17 protein-coding genes and 1 pseudogene (1 of these 18 only partly in view) are annotated in these 21,549 nt (G+C 70.8%); 8 read left to right on the top strand and 10 right to left on the bottom strand.

The window, feature by feature from the left end; translation table 11 throughout:
- Both AKJ13_RS18675 and AKJ13_RS18670 read left to right on the top strand, forming a co-directional pair.
- Positions 1-719: the 3' end of a DegQ family serine endoprotease gene (locus tag AKJ13_RS18675; protein WP_050734708.1), read on the top strand. It extends 739 nt beyond the left edge of the window; 719 of the gene's 1,458 nt are visible here — the last part of the coding sequence; its start codon lies beyond the left edge, outside the window; its stop codon occupies positions 717-719.
- 87 nt (positions 720-806) lie between these two features.
- Positions 807-2,150, top strand: a complete 1,344-nt coding sequence (locus AKJ13_RS18670) for a replication-associated recombination protein A (RefSeq protein WP_050734707.1) — start codon at positions 807-809, stop codon at positions 2,148-2,150.
- A gap of 10 nt (positions 2,151-2,160) precedes the next feature.
- Here the strand turns inward: AKJ13_RS18670 and AKJ13_RS18665 are convergent, their stop codons facing one another.
- Positions 2,161-2,625 (bottom strand): Lrp/AsnC ligand binding domain-containing protein, encoded by a 465-nt coding sequence (locus tag AKJ13_RS18665; protein ID WP_050734706.1) that lies wholly within the window; start codon positions 2,623-2,625, stop codon positions 2,161-2,163.
- Between the two features lie 196 nt (positions 2,626-2,821).
- Here AKJ13_RS18665 and AKJ13_RS18660 point away from each other — a divergent pair, with 196 nt between their 5' ends.
- Both AKJ13_RS18660 and ggt read left to right on the top strand, forming a co-directional pair.
- Positions 2,822-3,832, top strand: coding sequence for a 1-aminocyclopropane-1-carboxylate deaminase (locus tag AKJ13_RS18660; RefSeq protein ID WP_050734705.1), 1,011 nt, complete (start codon positions 2,822-2,824; stop codon positions 3,830-3,832).
- 138 nt (positions 3,833-3,970) lie between these two features.
- Positions 3,971-5,740 (top strand): gamma-glutamyltransferase, encoded by a 1,770-nt coding sequence (gene ggt, locus AKJ13_RS18655; protein WP_050734704.1) that lies wholly within the window; start codon positions 3,971-3,973, stop codon positions 5,738-5,740.
- Between the two features lie 111 nt (positions 5,741-5,851).
- On the opposite strand, the gene purD is transcribed toward ggt, so the two are convergent.
- From purD to AKJ13_RS18640, 3 genes are all read right to left on the bottom strand, one after another.
- Positions 5,852-7,129: a phosphoribosylamine--glycine ligase gene (gene purD / locus AKJ13_RS18650; RefSeq protein ID WP_050734703.1), complete on the bottom strand. Its 1,278-nt coding sequence runs from the start codon at positions 7,127-7,129 to the stop codon at positions 5,852-5,854.
- A 94-nt stretch (positions 7,130-7,223) separates the two neighbouring features.
- Positions 7,224-7,532: a hypothetical protein gene (locus AKJ13_RS18645; protein WP_050734702.1), complete on the bottom strand. Its 309-nt coding sequence runs from the start codon at positions 7,530-7,532 to the stop codon at positions 7,224-7,226.
- A 75-nt stretch (positions 7,533-7,607) separates the two neighbouring features.
- Positions 7,608-8,846: an oxalate decarboxylase family bicupin gene (locus AKJ13_RS18640; protein WP_050734701.1), complete on the bottom strand. Its 1,239-nt coding sequence runs from the start codon at positions 8,844-8,846 to the stop codon at positions 7,608-7,610.
- Between the two features lie 304 nt (positions 8,847-9,150).
- Here AKJ13_RS18640 and AKJ13_RS18635 point away from each other — a divergent pair, with 304 nt between their 5' ends.
- The 4 genes and pseudogenes from AKJ13_RS18635 to AKJ13_RS32715 all read left to right on the top strand — a co-directional run bounded on the left by AKJ13_RS18635 (position 9,151) and on the right by AKJ13_RS32715 (position 13,026).
- Positions 9,151-10,422 carry an efflux RND transporter periplasmic adaptor subunit gene (locus AKJ13_RS18635; RefSeq protein WP_050734700.1) on the top strand — a complete coding sequence of 424 codons (1,272 nt, stop codon included), beginning with the start codon at positions 9,151-9,153 and terminating at the stop codon, positions 10,420-10,422.
- 174 nt (positions 10,423-10,596) lie between these two features.
- Positions 10,597-11,940, top strand: coding sequence for a PQQ-binding-like beta-propeller repeat protein (locus tag AKJ13_RS32725; protein ID WP_244471654.1), 1,344 nt, complete (start codon positions 10,597-10,599; stop codon positions 11,938-11,940).
- A gap of 21 nt (positions 11,941-11,961) precedes the next feature.
- Positions 11,962-12,033 (top strand): annotated as a pseudogene (locus tag AKJ13_RS33125) (hypothetical protein); the annotation flags it as partial.
- Between the two features lie 30 nt (positions 12,034-12,063).
- Complete coding sequence (locus tag AKJ13_RS32715) at positions 12,064-13,026, top strand: hypothetical protein (protein ID WP_244471653.1); 963 nt, start codon at positions 12,064-12,066, stop codon at positions 13,024-13,026.
- A gap of 100 nt (positions 13,027-13,126) precedes the next feature.
- Here the strand turns inward: AKJ13_RS32715 and AKJ13_RS18625 are convergent, their stop codons facing one another.
- The 6 genes from AKJ13_RS18625 to AKJ13_RS18600 form a co-directional block, all read right to left on the bottom strand.
- Positions 13,127-14,074 carry a dihydrodipicolinate synthase family protein gene (locus AKJ13_RS18625; RefSeq protein ID WP_050734699.1) on the bottom strand — a complete coding sequence of 316 codons (948 nt, stop codon included), beginning with the start codon at positions 14,072-14,074 and terminating at the stop codon, positions 13,127-13,129.
- A 119-nt stretch (positions 14,075-14,193) separates the two neighbouring features.
- Positions 14,194-15,210, bottom strand: a complete 1,017-nt coding sequence (yjfF, locus tag AKJ13_RS18620) for a galactofuranose ABC transporter, permease protein YjfF (RefSeq protein WP_050734698.1) — start codon at positions 15,208-15,210, stop codon at positions 14,194-14,196.
- Positions 15,210-16,181: an ABC transporter permease gene (locus AKJ13_RS18615; protein ID WP_050734697.1), complete on the bottom strand. Its 972-nt coding sequence runs from the start codon at positions 16,179-16,181 to the stop codon at positions 15,210-15,212. Before AKJ13_RS18615 ends, yjfF begins: the two co-directional genes overlap by 1 nt.
- Complete coding sequence (locus AKJ13_RS18610; RefSeq protein WP_050734696.1) at positions 16,181-17,719, bottom strand: sugar ABC transporter ATP-binding protein; 1,539 nt, start codon at positions 17,717-17,719, stop codon at positions 16,181-16,183. Before AKJ13_RS18610 ends, AKJ13_RS18615 begins: the two co-directional genes overlap by 1 nt.
- Positions 17,720-17,754: 35 nt before the next feature.
- The gene (gene ytfQ / locus AKJ13_RS18605; RefSeq protein WP_200905662.1) at positions 17,755-18,693 is read right to left on the bottom strand and encodes a galactofuranose ABC transporter, galactofuranose-binding protein YtfQ; all 939 of its coding nucleotides are present in this window, start codon (positions 18,691-18,693) and stop codon (positions 17,755-17,757) included.
- 589 nt (positions 18,694-19,282) lie between these two features.
- Entirely contained in the window at positions 19,283-21,538 is a 2,256-nt protein-coding gene (locus AKJ13_RS18600; protein WP_050734695.1) for a xanthine dehydrogenase family protein molybdopterin-binding subunit, read from the bottom strand.
- Positions 21,539-21,549: the final 11 nt, after the last annotated feature.

The following is a 21,549-nucleotide window of genomic DNA, read 5'->3' as shown; positions in this document are numbered from 1 at the left end:
CGGCGATCTACTCGCAATCCGGCGGCAGCCACGGCATCGGCTTCGCGATCCCCGTCGGCATGGTCAAGGCGGTGGTCGACGCGGCCCGCGAGGGCGCGAGCATGGTGCGCCGGCCCTGGCTCGGCGCGCGCATCCAGAGCGTGACCCCCGACATCGCCGACAGCATGGGCCTCGATCATCCCACCGGCGTGCTGGTGGCGAGCCTGCAGCCCAAGAGCCCCGCGGACGAGGCCGGCCTGAAGCGCGGCGACCTGATCCTGACGATCGACGGCCAGGAGGTCGCCGACCCGGAGGCGTTCGGCTACCGCTTCGCGCTCAAGGGCATCCAGGGCCAGACCCGCTTCGGGATCCTGCGCGGCACGGCCCGCCAGACGGTCACGGTCAAGCTCGCCCCCGCCCCGGAGACGCGCCCGCGCGACGTGCTCAAGGTGCGGACCCGCTCGCCGTTCCAGGGCGCGACCCTGGTCAACACCTCGCCCGCAGTGGCCGAGGAGTTGCAGGTCGATTTCCCGGCCGAGGGCGTGGCCGTGCAGGCGGTAGACGAGGGCTCGATCGCGGGCCGGCTCGGCTTTCAGAAGGGCGACATCGTCGTGGCGGTCAACGGCGTGCCGGTGGCGACCACCAAGGACCTGGACCGGGTCACCCGCAACACCCTCAATTCCTGGGAGGTCGTGATCAACCGCAACGGCGAGATCATGACCTCGGTGTTCGGGGGCTGAGCCGGACGGCGCGCATCCGGCTCATGGCCGTGGGCAAGGCCTGGATCCCGGGTTGCGCCCGCCGCCGGGCCCGGTGTTGATGCACGGATGTCCGACCTGTTCGCCTCCGCCGAGCCCCCATCGGGACCGGATTCCGGCCACGCCCCCGTCGCGGAGGCGAGCCGCCCGCTCGCGGACCGGCTGCGCCCGCAAAGCCTCGCGGAGGTCGTCGGCCAGGAGCACCTGACCGGGGAGGGCGGAGCGCTCACCCGCCTGCTGCGCGGAAAGAGCCTCGGCTCGCTGATCTTCTGGGGACCGCCCGGCACCGGCAAGACCACGGTGGCGCGGCTTCTGGCCCAGGGCACCGACCTGCATTTCGAGCAGATCTCGGCGATCTTTTCCGGCGTGCCCGACCTGCGCAAGGTGTTCGAGGCCGCCCGCAAGCGCCGGGCGACCGGGCAGGCGACCCTGCTGTTCGTCGACGAGATCCACCGGTTCAACCGGGCGCAGCTCGACGCCTTCCTGCCGGTGATGGAGGACGGCACCGTCACGCTGGTGGGCGCCACCACGGAGAACCCGTCCTTCGAGCTGAACGCCGCCCTGCTGTCGCGGGCCCGGGTGCTGCTGTTCCGCGCCCTCGATCCGGGCGCGATCGCGCGGCTGCTGGTCCGGGCCGAGGCGCTGACGGGCCAGGCCCTGCCGCTCACCGAGGAGGCGCGGGGCGTGCTGGTCCGGATGGCCGACGGCGACGGCCGCGCGGCGCTGACGCTCGCCGAGGAGGTCTGGCGCTCCGCCGGCCCGGGCGAGATCCTCGACGCCGAGGCGCTGCAGGAGATCGTGCAGCGGCGGGCGCCGATCTACGACAAGGCCCAGGAGGGCCACTACAACCTGATCTCGGCCCTGCATAAGACCGTGCGCGGCTCCGATCCGGACGCGGCGCTCTACTATCTCTGCCGGATGCTCGATGCCGGCGAGGACCGGCTGTTCATCGCCCGCCGGCTGGTCCGGATGGCGGTGGAGGATATCGGGCTCGCTGACCCGCAGGCCCTGGTGGTGGCCAACGCCGCCAAGGACGCGTTCGACTTCCTCGGCAGCCCGGAGGGCGAGCTGGCTCTGGCCCAGGCCGCGATCTACCTGGCCTGCGCGCCGAAATCGAACGCGGTCTACACCGCCTACAAAGCCGCGACGCGGCTGGCCAAGGAGGCCGGCTCCCTGCCGCCGCCGCGCACGATCCTCAACGCGCCGACCAAGCTGATGAAGCGGATCGGCTACGGCGAGGGCTACCGCTACGACCACGACGAGCCCGACGCCTTCTCGGGCCAGGATTACTGGCCGGACGCCCTCGGGCGCCAGCACCTCTACGCGCCCACGGAGCGCGGCTACGAGACCCGCCTGGCCGAGCGCCTCGCCCGCTGGGAGGTCCTGCGCAAGGAGCGGCGCGGAGAAGGGTAGGGCGGCGGCGTCACAGGTCGAGCGGCGCGTTGTCGATCACCTCCTTCATCACGAAGAAGGTCCGGGTCTGGCGCACGCCCGGCAGGCCGATCAGCGTCGCGCTGTGGAGGCGGTTGAAATCGGCCATGTCGGAGACGCGGACCTTCAGGATGTAGTCGAAGTCGCCGGCCACGAGGTGACAGTCGAGCAGCACGGGGATCGCCCGCACCGCCGCCTCGAACGCGGAAAAGCTCTCGGGGGTCGAGCGGTCGAGCACGACGCCAACGAAGACCAGGGTGCCCCGGCCGACCCGGGCCGGATCGACCAGGGCCCGGACCGCCCGCACGAAGCCGTCCGTGAACAGGCGCTGGATCCGGCGATGGCAGGTGGCCGCGCTGGTGCCGGAGCGCTCGGCGATCTCGGCATTGGCCATGCGCCCGTCCGCCTGCAGCAGGCGCAGGATCTTGAGGTCGATCCGGTCGAGCCCTGCGGACATGGTGGTTTCTTTCAGTTTTTTGCCGCTTTCCGGACGATTTCTCACCCGTTGCCGCGATCGATGCAAGCACCCGGCCGTCCCTGGGCCAAGATCGAGAGCACCTTTCACGCGATTCGGGTTAGCTTTCCTGCGTGCCGGACAGGCGCGCCGCCGGACATGGATCGGTCCCGGCGGTCGGAAGACCCGGAGAGACCCGATGCTGCAAGATTTCGAGCGCTACCCCCTGACCTTCGGCCCGACGCCGATCGAGCCGCTCAAGCGGCTCACGGACCATCTCGGGGGCGAGGTCGAGATCTACGCCAAGCGCGAGGATTGCAATTCGGGCCTCGCCTATGGCGGCAACAAGCTGCGCAAGCTCGAATACATCGTGCCGGACGCGATCAAGAGCGGCGCCGACACCCTGGTCTCGATCGGCGGCGTGCAGTCGAACCACACCCGCATGGTCGCGGCGGTGGCCGCCAAGATCGGCATGAAGTGCCGGCTGATCCAGGAAGCCTGGGTGCCCCACGAGGATGCCGTCTACGACCGGGTCGGCAACATCCTCCTGTCGCGGATCATGGGCGCGCAGACGCAGCTCGTGGATGACGGCTTCGACATCGGCATCCGCGACAGCTGGAAGCGCGCGCTGGCCGAGGTCGAGGCCGAGGGCGGCAAGCCCTACGCGATCCCGGCCGGTGCCTCGGTGCACAAGTACGGCGGGCTCGGCTATGTCGGCTTCGCCGAGGAGGTGCGCAAGCAGGAGGCCGAGATGGGCCTGCGCTTCGACTACGTGGTGGTCTGCACGGTCACGGGCTCGACCCATGCCGGCATGCTGGTCGGCTTCTCCGCGGACGGGCGCGCCCGCAACGTCATCGGCATCGACGCCTCCTGCACCCCGGCCCAGACCAAGGCCCAGGTCCTCGAGATCGCCCAGAACACCGCCGCCCTGGTCGGCGCGGGCGACATCGTCGCCGACGACGTCGTGCTCAACGAGGATTACGCCTACCCGGTCTACGGCGTGCCCTCGAAGGAGACCGTCGAGGCGATCCGGCTCTCGGCCCGGCTCGAGGGGATGATCACCGACCCGGTCTACGAGGGCAAATCCATGCAGGGCATGATCGACCTCGTGAAGAAGGGCTTCTTCCCGAAGGGCTCGAAGGTGCTCTATGCCCATCTCGGCGGCGCGCCGGCGCTGAACGGCTACAGCTACACGTTCCGCAACGGCTGAGGGCGCGCGACCGGCCTCCCACCCATACCCCTCAGCCTGAGGTGACCGCGAAGCAGGATGAGGGGGAGGGTGGGAGCCGCGACTCCGGCGCCTGGTCCACTATATGGCAGCACCGGACCCGTATCGGAGAGAGCCTGGATGATCGCACCGGCACGCGCGCTGCTCCTCGGGCTTCTCGTCACCCTCGGAGGCCCCGGTGCGCGGGCCGCCTCGGGACCGGCCGTGGAGGCCGAGAACGGCATGGTGGTGTCGTCCCAGCGCCTGGCCTCGCAGGTGGGCGCCGACATCCTGAAGGCCGGCGGCAACGCCATCGATGCCGCGGTGGCAGTGGCCTATGCCGAGGCGGTGGTGAACCCGTGCTGCGGCAATATCGGCGGCGGCGGCTTCCTGGTCCTGCACCGGGCCGACGGGCAGAGCCGCTTCATCAATTTCCGCGAGAAGGCCCCCGGGGCGGCCAGCCGCGACATGTATCTCGACGCCGCCGGCAACGTCGTGAAGGGCGCGAGCCTGCGCGGCTGGAAGGCGGCGGGCGTGCCCGGCACCGTGCTCGGCCTGAACACCGCGCTCGCCGAATACGGCACCCTGCCGCTGGCCCGGGTCATGGCCCCGGCGGTCGCCCTCGCCCGGGACGGCTTCGTGCTCACCCGGGGCGACACCGACATCCTGGATTACGGCGCGAAGCTGTTCGCCGGGCAGGCCAACGTCGCTCGCATCTTCCTGCGCCCGGACGGCAGCCCCTGGCGGCCCGGCGACCGGCTGGTCCAGGCCGGCCTCGCCCGCACCCTCCAGGCCATCGCCGAGGGCGGCTCGGACGCGTTCTACACGGGCGGGATCCCCCGCCAGGTCGAGGCGGCGTCCCGGGCCGGGGGCGGGCTGCTGACGGCGGCCGATTTCGCCGCCTACACGGTGACCGAATCCGAGCCGCTGAGCTGCGGCTACCGGGGCGCCACCATCCTCTCGGCGCCCCCGCCCTCGTCCGGCGGCACGACTTTGTGCGAGATCCTCACGATCCTGGACGGCTACGACCTGCGGGCGGCCGGCTTCAATTCCGCGCGGACCGTGCACCTGATGGTCGAGGCGATGCGGCGCGCCTTCGCCGACCGCAACATCCTGCTGGGCGACCCGGATTTCGGGCCCAACCCGGTGGCGCAATTGCTGTCGCCCGCCTACGCGGAGAAACTTCGGGCGACGATCCGGCCGGACCGGGCGACCCCGTCGGCGGACATCCGCCCGGCCCCCGAAAACCTCCCGCAGGAGCGGCCCGAGACCACCCACATCTCGGTGATGGACAAGGCCGGCAACGCGGTCTCGCTGACCTACACGATCAACGGCTATTTCGGCGCCGGGGTGATGGCGGGCGAGACCGGGTTCTTCCTCAACGACGAGATGGACGACTTCACGGTCAAGCTCGGGGTGCCGAACCTGTTCGGCCTGGTCCAGGGTGCCCGGAACGGGATCGAGCCAGGCAAGCGCCCGCTCTCGTCGATGGCACCGACCATCGTGCTGCGCGACGGCAAGGTCGCCCTGGTGGCAGGCTCGCCGGGGGGCTCGCGGATCATCACGATCAACGCCCAGACGCTCATCAACGTGCTGGATTTCGGCATGGAGCCGCAGGAGGCGGTGGACGCCCCGCGCATCCATCACCAGTGGCTGCCCGACACGGTCTATGCCGAGCCCTTCGCGCTCTCGGCGGACACGCAAGGTATCCTGCGGGGCATGGGCCACACGATCGTCGAGCAGAAACCCTGGGGGGCGCAGGAGCTGATCGCCATCCGCGCCGCCGTGCCGGATGCCGCCGACGTGGCCTCCTCGGGCAACGATGCGACCCGCACGGAGCGGATGCGCCCGGGCCTGCTCTACGGCGCCAACGACAATCGCCGTCCGGCCGGTGCAGCCATCGGCGATTAACGGGTTCCCAAAGGGCCAGCCCTCTGGCCGGGGTTCGGGGGGCGGAGCCCCTGAAGACAGCGGGCTCCGCCCGCACCCGCAAAAGGTCCCGGACCTTTTGAAACCAGGACTTTAGCCCCGCTCGGCGGCTTCCCGGGCGACTTCGCGAAAACCGATGTCCCGGCGGCAGAAGCCTTCCGGCCAGTCGATCCGGGCCACGGCCGCGTAGGCGTGGTCCTTGGCGTCGGTGACGCTGTCGCCGAGCGCCGTGACCGCCAGCACCCGGCCGCCATCGGCGAGCAATTGCCCGCCCTCGGCCCGGGTGCCGGCCTGGAACACGAACACGCCGTCGCCCTCGGCCGCCTCGACGCCCCTTATCACCGAGCCCCGGACCACGGCGCCCGGATAGCCCGCCGCCGCCATCACCACGGTGAGGGCGGCCCGGTGCGCGTCGAATTCGAGCGTGATCCCGGAGAGGTCGCCCTCGCTAGCCGAGAGCAGGGCCGGCACGAGGTCGGAGGCGAGGCGGGGCATCAGCACCTGCGCCTCGGGATCGCCGAAGCGGGTGTTGTACTCGATGAGCTTGGGGCCGTCCGCGGTGAGCATCAGACCGGCATAGAGGATGCCGGTGAAGGGGCAGCCGCGCGCCCGCATCCCGGCGAGCGTCGGCATGATGATCTCGGCCATGACCCGGGCCTCGATCTCCGGGGTCACCACCCGGGCCGGGGAATAGGCGCCCATGCCGCCGGTGTTCGGGCCGCGGTCGCCGTCGAACACGCGCTTGTGGTCCTGCGCGGTGCCGAGCGGGATCGCCCGGGTGCCGTCGCACAGCGCGAAGAAGCTCGCCTCCTCGCCGAAGAGACACTCCTCGACCACCACCTCGGCGCCGGGCTCTTCGAAGAGCGACGTGAGGGCGTCCTCGGCCTGGTCCAGGGTCTCGGCGACGGTGACGCCCTTGCCGGCGGCCAGCCCGTCGGCCTTCACGACGATCGGGGCGCCCTGCCGGCGGACATAGGCGAGCGCCGGCTCGAGTTCGGTGAACCGCGCGAAGGCGGCGGTGGGGATGCCGCAGGCGGCGCAGAGATCCTTGGTGAAGCCCTTGGAGCCCTCGAGCCGGGCCGCGTCGCGGGTCGGGCCAAAGGTGCGGATCCCGGCGATCTTCAGGTCGTCGACCAGTCCGGCCACCAGCGGCGCCTCGGGCCCGACCACCACGAGGCCGATCGATTCCGCGGTGCAGAAGGCCGCCACCGCGGCGTGGTCGGTGACCTTGAGGTCCGGCAGGTTGGTGCCGTGCCGGGCGGTGCCGGGATTGCCCGGCGCCGTGAACAGGCGGGTACAGAGCGGGCTCTTGGCCAGGCGCCAGGCCAGCGCGTGCTCGCGTCCCCCCGAGCCGATCAGCAGAATGTTCATGCGCGCGCCACCATGGGCCCTGCTTCTGGGCCAAGCGTGCGGACGGGAAAAGGTTTTTTTCGGGCTGTCCCCGCAATGCCCGGACCCGTGATGGTCAGCAGCCGATGCACACGCTCGTGTTGAGCCCACCCCGGGGCGCCCGCGCGATCCCGTGCCGGCCGACCCGGCGCCCGCCATAGATGCCGTAGACCGGCGCATGCGGCTGGAACTGGACGTTGCGCTGGAACTGCTGGTTCAGCGTGTTGTAGTCCGAGACCCGCTGCTGGTTGAGCGTGCGGATCTGGCTCTGCAGGGCGAACGAGGCATTGGCCGCGTTCGGGTCGTTCGGCTGCACCTGCGCCCGGGCGGCGCCCGCCGGGAGGGCGAGCGCCAGGGCGAGGAACGCGCGGGGGAAGGCGCGCATCTGTCTCTCCGTGATCAGGCCTGAATATTGTCCATCCCATCGACGCATCCAGGCTCGATCAGGTTCCTGACCGCGTCAACCCGGCACGATCGGCGTCTTGGTCTGCGACAGGGCGTCGATCTGCTTGGGATCCAGCCCAGTATGGGCCTGCACCAGGGGATGCGGGGTCAGCGCCAGCCACTGGTTCAGCGAGATGTCGGCGTAGCGCGGGCTCTTGAACATCTCCAGGAAGGTCAGCGTCGTGTCGCCGGTATTCTCGATGTAGTGGCCCATGGCGTAGGGCACGTAGCCGACATCGCCGGCCTGGTAGTCGAAGGTGCGGGCCTTCGATTCCGAGCCGAACACCGTCATCCGCCCCTTGCCCGAGAGATAGTACTGCCACTCGTCGCTGTTGGGGTGCCAGTGCAGCTCGCGCAGCCCCCCGGGCTCGACTTCGACCAAAGCCGCCGCGATCGTCACCGAGGCCGGGAACACCGTGGAATCGGTGATGCGCACGCGCCCGCTCCTGGTGCGGATCGGCTCCTGCGCCAGCATCCGGTGGCTGAACGTCTTCGGGACGTCGCCGGCGCCGCCCATCTTGTCGGCCGCGAGCGGGCCGGGCATCGGCCCGGGGAAGATGTAGAGCTCCCTCTCGGGGATCTTGGCCAGCGCGCTCTCGGGCACCCCGAGGTTCTTGGCCAGGATGTCCCGCGGGGTGTGGGCCAGCCAGTCGGTCAGCAGGAAAGTCGAATCCTCCGAGAAGCCGCCGTCGTCGAACACCAGCAGGAATTCGCAGCCGTCGACCCCGTCGGCGGACAGCCCCTGGATCGAATGCGGGATGCCGCCCGGGAAGTACCAGAGGTCGCCCTCGCCGACATCGTCCGCGAAGGTGCGCCCGTCCTGGTCGACCGCGGTGATCCGGGCCTTGCCCTTGATCATGTAGGCCCACTCGGCCTCCTTGTGCCAGTGCATCTCGCGGACCACGCCGGCCTTGAGCCGCATGTTGACCCCGGCCATGGCCTTGGAGATCGGCAGCTCGCGCACAGTGGTCTGGCGCGCCCAGCCGCCCTCTTCCAGGCGCATGTGGCTGTCGCTGAACGACCATTTCAGGTTCGGCATCGTGCCGTGGTCGGTGGACGGCGGCGCCTGGGTGAAGGGCTCCTCGGCGGCCCGGGGATCGTTGGTCGGGCCCAGGATGTCGGCGCCCTTGGAGCCGCGCCGGGGCAGGGGGGCGGCGAGGGGGGCGGCGGGAGCGGTTGCGGTCTGGGCCAGGGCGGGGGACGCCATCATCGCACCGCCGGCGGCGATCATGGAACGCCGGGAGATCTCGGTCATCGCGTCTCGGTCTGTTGAGCGCGCCGCCGAAGCCGGGACCGGCTCGGCGTCAGCGCGCGGTGGAACAGAGGCTCGGAGCCAAACTCGCTCGCCCTGCGATCGGGCCTCTCGGCTCCGTCGCGGGGGTAACCGGCCGGTTCACCGGAGGATCCAGCACATGATCGTGCGCTGCGGCATCTCGCCCGGACCCCGGGCGTGGTCTATGAATTGAATACGATATTGGATGTGTCCCGGTCGGCGGGCGCCGGCCGCAGGGCGGGGCGCCTCTGCGACAGAGGACGTTCGGCGCGACCCGAGGACCAGGATGGCGGACCGGGACAGTTCAGCCGCGCGCGAGGCCGGCGGCCCCGCGCGACGCGGCCGCCTGTGGGTCGGCCTGCTGGCGCTGGCGGGAATCGGGCTCCTGGGCTACCGCCACTGGCCGGACCCGTCCCGGGCGGCGACCCCGCCGTCCCAGGCGGCCCCGAAACCCCAGACTGTGCGGGTCGCCAAGGCCCAGCGGGCCTCCGACACGCTCAGCCTCACCCAGACCGGCACCGCTCAGGCCTTCGACACGGCGAGCCTCTATCCCCGGGCCACCGGCTACATCGTCGAGCGCAAGGTCGATATCGGCTCGCACGTGAAGAAGGGCGACCTGCTGTTCCGGATCAGCGCCCCGGACCTCGACCAGCAGCTCGTCCAGGCGCAGGCGCAGGTGCTGCAATTGCAGGCGGCGCTGATTCAGGCGCGCGCGATGGTCGATCAGGCCGAGGCCAACCGCCACCTCGCGGACGTGACCAACCGAAGGACCTCGACCCTGGCCGGCACCGGCGCCGAGACCCGGCAGAATGCCGACACCTCGCAGGCCGGGGTGCTGGCGCAGAGCGCCAACGTCGATGCGGTCAAGGCGGCCGTGAAGGTCGCGGAGGCCAACATCGCCGCCCAGGAGGCCCAGGTCGCCCGGCTCAAGGTGCTGACGGGTTTCGAGGAGATCCGGGCGCCGTTCGACGGGGTCGTGACCACCCGCAACAACGATGTCGGCGACGCGGTCACGGCGGACACCAATACGGGTGCGCCATTGCTGACGCTGGCCCGGGACGACGTGCTGCGCCTGGCGGTGAACGTGCCGCTCTACGCGGCCGACGGCGTCCGCGACGGCCTGGACGCCAAGGCCGAGGTGGCGCAGCTCCCCGGAAAGGTCTTCCCCGGCCGGGTCTCGCGCTCGTCGACGACCCTGCTCCACGCGTCCCGCACCCTGGTGACGCAGGTCGACATCCCCAACCCCGACCGCGCCCTCCAGGCCGGCCTCTACATCACCCTGACGCTGGCGATCCCGCGGGTCTCCCCCGCCGTGACGGTGCCGAGCGACGCCCTGATCTTCGACCAGGACGGCACCCGGGTGGCGGTGGTGGAGGCGGGCCAGGACGGGAGCCAGCGGGTGCGGATGCGCCCGGTCACGATCTTCCGCCAGACCGGGTCCACGCTGGAGCTGCGCACCGGCCTCGACGGCGGCGAGCAGGTCGTGGTCGGACCACCGGCCTCGCTGCGCGACGGCGACGCGGTCGCCCTGCGGGCGGAGGGCAAGGCCGGCACGTGAGGAGCGGCCGGGCTGCGGGCCCCGCCATCGGTCCGCCGCCGTACGAACGGCACAGCTTGAGGCCAGCTACAGCGAAGATAAACCGCCCGACTCGGGGCATTGCGCGGGTATTCTGTCCGGCAACCCCCAAGATCCACCCTTTTCGTCCGGATCAAGAGAGCGGGTTCCATCGCAATGGCAGTCAAACTCCTGGGATTGCTGACCGCTATACTGGGCTTAGCCCTGATCGGCTTCGGATACAAGCTTGCGTCGGTCGGCGGATCGGCGTTCTACGTCTGGATCGGCCTCGGCCTGCTCACCGCCGGGATCCAGCTCGCCCGGCGCCGCCAGAGCGGGTTCTGGCTCTACGCGCTCACCCTGGCGGCCGCCTTCGCCTGGACGATCCAGGAGGTCGGCTTCGACAAGTGGCAATGGATCCCGCGCGGCGCGCTGATCCTGTTCCTCGGCCTGCTGCTGTCCCTGCCGTTCGTGCCGTCCGGCCTGCGGGACGGGCCGCGCGCGTCCTGGGCGCCGCGATTGGGGAACGGGCCGCTGGCCCTGCGCGCCGTCGTGGCGCTCCTCGCGATCCTGGGCGCCGTGGCCTGGTTCGTCGATCCGGTCGAGACACGGGGCAGCCTGCCGAAGGTCGCGCAGGCCGGCAACGCCGCCATCGACCCGAGTGGCGTCCCCTATCCGGCAGACGACTGGGTGGCGTATGGCGGCACCAATCTGGGCCAGCGCTACTCGGCGCTGAAGGACATCGATACCGGCAACGTCCGGACCCTCAAGGTCGCCTGGGAGCACCATACCGGCGACCTGCGCGAGGGCGACAGCAAGGATTCGAAGGAATACACCTTCGAGGCGACGCCCATCAAAGTGAACGGGCTGCTGTATCTCTGCACCCCGCACAGCATCGTCCAGGCGCTGGAGCCGGAGACCGGCAAGCTGGTCTGGGCCTTCGATCCCAAGATGCAGCGGGACGCCCAGTACCAGCACCAGACCTGCCGCGGCGTGTCCTACAAAGACTCGGCCGGCTACGTGCCGCCGGCCGAGGCCGATCCGGCCACCGCCCAGGCGGCCGCGGCGGCCATCGCCGAATGCCCGCGCCGGATCATCGCGGCCTCGGTGGACGCCAAGCTCTACGCCCTGAACGCCGATACCGGCGCCCCGTGCAGGAGCTTCGGCACCGACGGCGCGGTCGATCTGAAGGCGCAGATGCCCGGCCTGCAGCGGGCGACCTACCAGCAGACATCGGCACCGCTGGTGACCCGGGACCTCGTGATCCTCGGCAGCGCCATCGCCGACAATTACTACGCGACCAACCCGTCGGGAGCGATCCGCGCCTACGACGTGCGCACCGGCGCGATCGTGTGGAAGTTCGACGCCGGCAAGCCCGACGATACCGCGCCGCTCAAACCGGGCGAACTCTACGAGCCGAACTCGGCGGTGGCCTGGACCCAGCTCTCGGCCGACGAGGGCTTGGGCCAGGTCTACGTGCCGTTCGGCAACCGCTCGCCCGACCAAGTCGGCGTGTCCTGATCCAAGACGGACGAGGCCTTCATCGATGCCCTGGCGGCTCTCGATCTCAAGACCGGCCGGCTGATCTGGAAGTTCCAGACCGCGTATCATGACCTGTGGGACCGGGATAACCCGTCCCAGCCGGTGCTGCTGACCCTGCCGCACAAGGGTGAAGCGGTGCCGGCGATCCTGATCCCGACCAAGATCGGCAACATCTGGGTCCTGGACCGCCGCACGGGCGAGCCGATCGTGCCGGTGGAGCAGATGAAGGTCTCCACCGAGACCGACATCCCGGGCGAGACCCTGTCGCCGGTCCAGCCGATGTCGGCGCTGAACTTCACCCCGGCGCCGCTCACCGAGGCGGCCATGTGGGGCACGACGCCGTTCGACCAGATCCAGTGCCGCATCGCGTTCCGGTCGAACCGCTACGACGGCAACCCGTTCACGCCGCCCCAGGCGTCGGGCGGCTCGATCGTCTGGCCGGGCAATATCGGGGTGTTCAACTGGGGCTCCGTGGCCGTCGATCCGGTCAACCACTGGATGATCGCGACGCCGCAATACCTACCCTACATCTACCAGCTGTACCGGCGCCCCGCGGGCGAGCCGAACAAGCGGCTGTTCTCGACCGATCCGGAATCCAAGCCCGGCAACGAGAATCTCGGCGGCCCCTACGCAGTGTCGATCGCCCATATGCGCTCGGCCCTCGGCGTGCCCTGCAACGCGCCGCCCTGGGGCGTGCGGGTCGGGGTGAACCTCGCGGACGGCACCACGGCGTGGAAGCACCGCAACGGCACCGTGGCCGGCCAGAAGGTCGCCGGCCTCGCCGTACCGATCCCGTTCGAGATGGGCATGCTGGCCCATGGCGGCACCCTGACCACGGCCGGCGGCGTCGCCTTCGCGGGCGCCACCCTCGACGATCTGATACGCGGCTACGACATGCAGACCGGCGAGACCCTCTGGTCCATGAAGCTGCCCGCGGGCGGCCAGGCGACGCCGATGACCTACCGGGGCAAGGACGGCCGGCAATACGTGGTGATCGCCGCCGGCGGCCACGGCTCGCTCGGCACCACGCCGGGCGACTCGGTCATCGCCTACCGGCTCGACTGAGCGCCCGAACGGGGTTTCCAAGGGCTCTCAGCCCTTCGGCAGGGTATCGGGCGGAGCCCCGATGCCCGATCCCGGGGGTCTGCCCTGGACCCGCACAAGGTCACAGACCTTGTGAATCCAGGAGTTTCGCCCGTGGATCCGTGCGGGCGAGGCGGGCCAGCAGGTACGTGATCTCGGCCTTGGCCTGCGGGGTGAGCGCCTGGGACGGCTTGCGCTGGGCGTCGGAGGCAAAGATTCCCCGGCGCTGGAACACGTATTTGCGCACGGCGAGCCCCAGCGGGCCCTGCTGCTGCTCGTAGCGCAGGTAGGGCAGGTGGGCGTCGAACAGGTCGTGGGCGGCGTCGCGCTCGCCGGCCCGGCCGAGGCGGACCACGTCAACCAGCATCTCCGGGAAGGCGTAGCCGGTATTGGCCCCGTCGGCGCCGCGCTCGGTCTCGAAATCCAGGAACAGGCCGCCATTGCCGACCAGGATCGCGATGTGGCGCATCGAGCCGTCGGCCTCGAAGCCCCGCAGGGTCGAGATTTTTTCCAGCCCCGGCCAGTCCTCGTGCTTAAGCATCACGCAGGACGGATTCTCGGACACGATCCGGCGGATCACGCCCGGGGTCATCTGGACCGAGAAGGTGAGGGGGTAATCCTGCAGGACGAAGGGCACGTCCGGCCCGATCGCCTCGACGGCGTTGCGGTAATAGCCGACCACCTGGTCGTCGGTGCGCAGGGTGTTGGGCGGCGCGATCATCACGCCGGCCGCACCCATCGCCATCACCTCGCGGGCGAGCGCCCGCATGGCCGCGAAGCCCGGCGCCGTCACGCCGACGATCACCGGCAGACGGGTGCGCCCGAGGACCTGCTTCGCGACGGCGAGCCCTTCGTCATGGTCGAGCTTGCCCGCCTCGCCGAGCTGGCCGAGGATGGTCAGACCATCGACCCCCGAAGCCCCGAAAAAATCGGTCATCCGGTCGAGGGAGACCGCGTCGATCCGGCCGTCCGGGTGGAACGGCGTCGGGGCGATCGGCACGACGCCGCGGAGATCGCTGGTGAGGGGCATGCCGGTTCTGTCCTCCGTCGCGCGGCAAGGGGGCAGCCGAGGGGGCGGCCGCGCGGGCGGGGATCATAGGGCATCCTGCCGAAAGGTGGTCCCGGCTGTGCCAAAAAGATCCGGCGCCGTCAGGGCCGGGCTTCGGCCGGCCGGACGACCGGCTGCTGCCCGGCGCGGGGGCGGGCGGCGCGACCGGAGCGCCCGGCCAGGGCCACCGAGCCCTGCTGCAGGGCGATGAAGGCGAAGAGCAGCAGGCCGGTGGCGATCTTGGTCCACCAGCTCGACAGGGTCCCGTCGAAGGTGATCGCCGTCTGGATCAGGCCGCCGATCATCACGCCGAGGAACGTGCCCAGGATGCCGCCCTGGCCGCCGGTGAGCAGCGTGCCGCCGATCACCACGGCGGCGATGGCGTCGAGCTCGACGCCGACCGCCGAGAGCGGGGTGCCCGAGGCGGTGTCCAGGGAGAACACGATCCCGGCGAGCGCCGCGAGCAGACTCGACAGGGCGTAGATCGCGATGGTGTTGCGCCCGACCCGCACGCCCATCAGCCCGGTGGTGTGTCGGCTGCCGCCCAGCGCGTAGACGGTGGCGCCGAAGCGCGTGGCGTGGAGCAGCACCCCGCCCATCAGGAAGACGGCCAGCATCACCCCCGCCGTCAGGGTCAGGCGCCCGCCGCCGGGCAGGCTCAGGGATAGGTCGGCCACCGCGCTGTAGAGGGGCGCGTTGATCGGGACCGACTCGGTGGAGAGCAGGAAGCCCGCGCCCCGGGCCAGGAACATGCCGGCCAGGGTCACGATGAAGGGCGGCATCTCGAAGACGTGGATCAGCGCGCCCATCGCGGCGCCGAACAGGGCGGCGGCCCCGAGCACGATCCCGAAGGCGGCGAGCGGCGGGATCCCCCAGCGCTCGATGGCGAGCGCCAGGAACACCGTGGTGAACCCGACCACCGAGCCGACCGAGAGGTCGATGCCGCCCGAGATGATCACGAAGGTCGTGCCGACCGCGACGATGCCCAGGAAGGCGCTGTCGGTGAGCAGGTTGCCGACCACCCGGGTGGTCAGGAAGGCGGGGAACTGCGTCGCGCAGAGGCTATAGCCGGCCGCGAACAGGAGCGCGGCGACCAGGACCGGAAGGTTGCGGCTCATCACGGCTTCCGCAGCAGCAGGGTCAGGCCCGAGAGGCGGGGTGACTGGAGCAGGAGCACCGCCAGCACCACCGCGGCCTTGACCACGAGGTTCAGTTCCGGCGGCAGGCCGGAGAGCAGGATTCCGGTGTTCATCGCCTGGATGATGAAGGCGCCGAGCACCGCCCGCCACAGGCTGAACCGCCCGCCGAGCAGGGACGAGCCGGCCACCACCACGGCCAGGATCGCGTCGAGCTCCAGCCACAGGCCGGCATTGTTGGCGTCCGCCCCCAGGATGTCGGCGGCCGCGACCACGCCGGCGAGCGCCGCGCAGAGGCCGCTCCAGGCATAGACCGCCACCGTCACCGACCTTGTGTCGATGCCGGCGAGCGCGCTGGCCCGGGCATTGCCGCCGGTTGCCTCGATCATCAGGCCGAGCGCCGAGCCGCGCACCAGGGCGAGCGTCAGGAGGAGCATGACGAGGACCAGCACCACCGGCATCGGCACGCCGAGCAGGGCTCCCCCGCCCAGGAAGGCGAGATCGGGCGACGTGAAGGTGACGATGCGCCCCTCGGTGATCAGCTGGGCGACGCCGCGGCCGGCGACCATCAGGATCAGGGTGGCGACGATCGGCTGGATCCGCAGGCTCGCCACCAGGAAGCCGTTCCACAGCCCGCAGGCGAGCCCGGTGCCGAGGCCGGCGGAGAGGACCACCGGCAGGGGGTAGCTGTCCGCGAGGCTGGCCGCGACCGCCCCGGCGATGGCCATCACGGCGCCCACTGACAGGTCGATGCCGCCGGTGGCCACCACCAGCACCATGCCGAGCGACAGGAGCGCCACCGGCGCGCCGCGGTTGAACACGTCGACCAGGCTGCCGAACAGGCGCCCGTCCTGGAGATGCACCGCGAGGAATTGCGGCGAGGCGAGCCGGTCGGCCAGGAGCACGGCCGCGAAGGCGAGGAGCTGGGGCGCTCCGGAGCGAAGGACGCGCATCAGGCGGGTTCCGGGACCGGTGCGGGCGCTGCCTCGGCAGCGATCGCCCGGAGGATGGCGGTGAGGTCGACCGCGCTGCCGGCGAGCTCGGCCACCTGGGCCCGGTCGCGCATCACGATCACCCGGTCAGAATAGGTCACGATCTCCTCGAGCTCCGAGGAGATCACCAGGAGGGCGAGCCCCTCATCGCAGAGCCGGCGGATCAGCCGGATGATCTCCGCATGGGCCCCGACATCGATGCCGCGGGTCGGCTCGTCGAGGATCAGCAGGCGCGGCTCGGTGGCGAGCCAGCGCGCCAGCAGCGCCTTCTGCTGGTTGCCCCCGGACAGGAGTCCGATCGGCCGCTCCGGATCGGGCGGGCGGATGTCGAGCATCGTGATGAAGTCGCGGGCGATCTTGTCCTGGGCCGCCCGGCCGAGGGGCCGGAACGGGCCGCGCCGGGCCTGCAGGGCCAGCACGATGTTCTCCCGCACCGTCAGGTCGGCGACGATGCCCTCGGTCTTGCGCTCCTCCGGGCAGTAGCCGAACCGGTGGCGCAGGGCGTCCCGGGGTCCGCCGATCTGGACCGGCTTGCCGTCGAGCCGGATGCGGCCGCGATCGGCCCGCTCGGCGCCGAACAGCAGGCGGGCGGTCTCCGTCCGGCCCGAGCCGAGGAGGCCCGCGAGGCCCACCACCTCGCCGCTGCCCACCGTGAGGTCGATGGGCTGAAGGTAGCCGGCCTTGCCGAGCCCTTCCGCCTGCAGGACCGGCGTCCCGGACCCGGCGCGGGCCGGCCGGTCCGCCTGCTCCACCCGCGCCTCGGTCTCGGCGAGGTCGTGGCCCAGCATCGTGTGCACGAGCTCGATGCGCGGGAAGCGCGCGGTCTCGCGCTCCGTCACCAGCCGGCCGTTGCGCAGGACCGTGATCCGGTCGGTGATCGCGTAGACCTGCTCCAGGAAGTGGGTCACGAAGACGATGCCGATCCCCCGCTCGGCGAGGCGGCGCATCACGCCGAACAGCACCGTGACCTCATGGGTGTCGAGGCTCGCGGTCGGCTCGTCGAGGATCAGCGCCCGGGCCGAGAGATCCACCGCCCGGGCGATCGCCACGAGGTGCTGCACCGCCACCGGGTAGCGTCCCAGCGGCGCGCCGACATCGATCGCCAGGCCGAAATCCGCGAGCAGCGCGACCGCGCGCCGGCGCATCTCCCGGTTGCACACGAGGCCGAACCGGGTCGGCTCGCGGCCGAGGAACAGGTTCTGGGCCACGGTGAGGTTCGGCAGCAGGCCGACCTCCTGGTAGACCGTGGCGATGCCCGCCCGCGCCGCGGCTTCCGCCGAGCGCGGGGCGATCGGCTCGCCGTCGAGCCAGACCTCGCCGGCATCGCGCCGGACGACGCCGGTCAGGGTCTTGATGAAGGTCGACTTGCCGGCGCCGTTCTCGCCGAGGAGGGCGTGAATCTCTCCCCGGCGCAAGGTGAAGTCGACCCCTGCGAGGGCCTGGTGCCCGGCAAAGCTCTTCGAGAGCCCACGGACGGTGAGCAGGACGGAATCGGACACGATGCGATCGCAGAGGTCGGGCGGCGCGGGGCGCGTCAGTAGCCGAGGTTCTTCTTGCTGTTGTAGACCTTCATCGGGTCGTCGGCGGCGGTGTAGAGCTTCGACTCGGTCTGGATCCACTTGGGCGGGACGGTGCCCTTCTCCTTGTAGGCCTTGAGCGCGTCGAAGGCGGGGCCGGCCATGTCGGGGGTGAGCTCGACGGTGGCGTTGGCCTCGCCGGCGGCCATCGCCTTGAAGATGTCGGGCACGGCGTCGATCGAGACCGTCAGGATCTCCTTGCCGGGCTTCAGGCCGGCCTCCTTCATCGCCTGGATGGCGCCGACCATCATGTCATCATTGTGGGCGTAGACCGCGCAGATCGCGCGGCCACCCTCGGCCTTGATGAAGCTCTCCATCACCTCCTTGCCCTTGGCCCGGGTGAAGTCGCCGGTCTGGCTGCGCACGAGCTTGATGTTGGCGTGGGGCGCGATGGCGGCGTCGAAGCCCTTCTTGCGGTTGGTGGCGACGCTGGCGCCGACCGTGCCCTGGAGCTCGACCACGTTGCAGGGCTTGTCGCCGACCGTCTTGGTCAGCCAGGTGCCGGCGACCCGGCCCTCCTCGACGCTGTCGGAGGTGACGGCGGTCAGATAGAGGTCCTTGCCGGCGGGATCGATGTCGCGGTCGAGCAGGATCACCGGGATCTTCGCGTCGCGCGCTTCCTTGAGCACCGCATCCCAGCCGGTGGCGACCACCGGGGCGAGCAGGATCCCGTCGACCCCCTGGGCCACGAAGGACCGGATCGCCTTGATCTGGTTCTCCTGCTTCTGCTGCGCGTCGGCGATCTTGACGGTGATGCCGCGCTTCTTGGCCTCGTCCTTGGTCACGGTGGTCTCGGCGGCGCGCCAGCCGGATTCGGAACCGATCTGCGAGAACCCGACGGTCAGCGAGGCCGCCTCGGCCCCGCCGGCCCACGCGAGAAGCGCGCCCGCGAGCATGGCCTTGATGGAAATGGTCCCTCTCATCGACGTCCCCCCGTTCGAATGTTTCCGCCGCCTCTTCAGGACGATCGGTCGGCATATGTATGACATATGCGCGACGCGTTGAACAGCCGCATCCCTTGGGTTGCCGACCGCGCCGCCAAGTCTCGGAGCGCGGCGCCATTCGCACCGCATATCGGCTGCGCGACCGGTAAAACAGCAGTTTTTCTCAATCTCTTATAATCGTTGACTCATTTTGAGACCCCGAATGTCGCCTGCCTGCATTGGGCTGGCGAGGCGCGCTTTTCACCTTTGCCGCCGCGCGTTCCGGAAGCCTGCTGATGCGCCGGCGCCGGCTTCCCGGCTGACGGGGGTCGGCGATTCGCTGTACGGCCGACCGTGCGCGACCAAATTGTATGAGTTTATAGCAAGCGGATTCGACTGCTCCTGGGACAGTGCGAACCGGTGCTGTGCCTGTGCCGCCCCTCAGTCGGAGCGTACGGCCCGGCAAACAACAAAAAACCCTGCCCGATCGGGCAGGGTTCTCGTCGTTCGGGCCATCGGAAGCGGGGAGCCGGACGGCAAAGATCCGCCAGACCTGCCGGGATCAGCCCAGGAGCTTGTCCAGGGTGATCGGCATCTCGCGCACCCGCACGCCGGTGGCGTGCCAGACCGCGTTGGCGATGGCGCCGACCGTGCCGGTGATGCCGATCTCGCCCACGCCCTTCACGCCGAGCGTGTTCACCACGGAATCGTCCTCATGGACCAGGATCGCTTCCATGGCCGGGATGTCGGCATTCACCGGCAGGTGGTACTCGGCGAGGTTGTCGTTGAGGAAGCGGCCGGTGCGCGGGTCCATCTCGGCCCGCTCGTGCAGGGCGAAGGACAGGCCCCAGATCATCCCGCCGTAATACTGGCTCTGGACCAACCGGGGGTTGATCACCCGGCCGGCCGCGAAGGCGCCGACCAGCCGGCTCACCCGGATCTGGCCGAGATCGGGATCGACCTTCACCTCCGCGAAGACCGCCCCGTGGGCGTGCATCGCGTAGGATTTCTGCGCCGCCGGGTCTGCCCCGGCCTTGCCCTGGCCCTCGATGCTGGCCCGCCCGGCCCGCTTCAGGATGTCGGCGAACGCCTCGCTGCGGCTCGGGTCGTCGCGCCGGGTCAGGCGCCCGTTTGCGGCGGTGACACCGGCATTGCCCGCGCCGTAGAGCGGGGAGGCGGGGTCGTCGGTGGCGAGCTTCGCCAGCTGGGCGATCACGTCCTGGGAGGCCGCGTGGATCGCGTTGCCGGCGGTGGCGGTGTGGCCGGAGCCGCCCGCGATGCCGGCATTGGGCAGGTCCGAGGAGCCCATCCGGAAGGTCAGCGCCTCCATCCCGATCCCGAGCCCGTCGGCGGCGATCTGGGCCAAAGCCGTCCAGGCGCCCTGGCCCATGTCGATCGCCCCGAGCTCCACCGTGCCGGTACCGTCGGCGCGGATCTCGGCCCGGGCTAGCCCCTCGAAGATCAGCGCCGGGAAGGTGGCGGTGCCCATGCCGGTGCCGACCAGGAACCCGTCCTTGTCCCGCGTCTGACGGGGCTGGAGCGGGCGCCCGGCCCAGCCGAACGCCTCGGCGCCGCGCCGGTAGCACTCGCGCAGGGCCTTGGAGGAGAACGGCTTTCCGGTGATCGGCTCGACCTCGGCGTAGTTGGCGAGGCGGAACTCCAGCGGGTCCATGCCGAGTTCGTGCGCCATCTCGTCGAGCGCGCTCTCCAGGGCCGCGCTGCCGCTGGCCTCGCCGGGCGCCCGCATGAACAGGGGCGTGCCGGTATCGAGCCGCACCGCCTCGTGCCGGATGGCGATGGCCGGGCTGGCGTAGAGGGTGCTGGTCGCCCGGCCGGCCGGCTCGAAGAAGTCGTCGAAGCTCGACGAGGCGGTCAGGATGTGGTGGTCCAGAGCCGTGAGCTTGCCGGCCGCGTCGGTGCCGAGCCGCAGCGTCTGCCGGGTCGGGCCGCGATGGCCCATCGGGCCGTACATCTGCGCGCGGGTCGGCACGAGCTTGACCGGCCGCCCGACCATCCGGGCCGCCATGCAGGCGAGCACCTGCGGCCCCGAGGGCACGCCCTTCGAGCCGAAGCCGCCGCCGAGATAGGGGCTCTCGATATGGATGTCGTCGGGCCGGATCCCGAACAGCCCGGCGAGCCGTCCCTGGGAGATCGCCAGGCCCTGGGTCGGCATGTGCAGGGTCAGCCGGTCGCCGTCCCACTGGGCCAGGGCCGCGTGGGGCTCCATGGCGTTGTGGTACTGGGCCGGCGTCTCGTAGGTGGCCGCGATGGTGCTCGAGGCGGCGGCGAGGCCCGCCTCGACGTCGCCGTCACTCTCGGCCGGGGGCGCGCCGACGCCGACCGCATCCGGGGTGAACACCTCGCCCGCGTCGAGGCCGATGCGCGGCGTCTCGGTCTCGTAGGTCGGCGCGAGCAGCCGGGCGCCCTCGGTGGCGGCCTCCAGCGTCTCGGCGATCACCACGGCGATCGGCTGGTTGGCGTAGCGGACCCGGTCGTTCTGCAGCAGGTCCAAGCGGAAGATGAACGGCCCGGCCTTGGCATCCGGGTCCTGGGCGAGCTTCGGGGCGTTCTCCGGGGTCATCACCGCGACGACGCCCGGATGGGCCTCGGCGGCGGCTCGGTTCAGGCCAGTAACCCGGCCCTTGGCGATCCGGGCGACGCAGAGCGCCGCGTGCAGCGTGCCAGGGGGCAGGTTGTCGGCGGAGAACCTGGCCTGGCCGGTCACCTTGAGGGGGCCGTCCCGCCGGGTCAGCGGCTGGCCGATGCTGGAGCCGTGGCGGGTGCCGGCGGCGTTCTGGGGTGTGGCGGTCGCGGTCATGCGGTCTGTCC

The organism is Methylobacterium sp. ARG-1, assembly GCF_001262595.1.
In the GTDB taxonomy this organism is placed as follows: domain Bacteria; phylum Pseudomonadota; class Alphaproteobacteria; order Rhizobiales; family Beijerinckiaceae; genus Methylobacterium; species Methylobacterium brachiatum.
The sequence above is the reverse complement of the archived record's forward strand: the minus strand, read 5'-3'. Positions and strand labels throughout refer to the sequence as shown.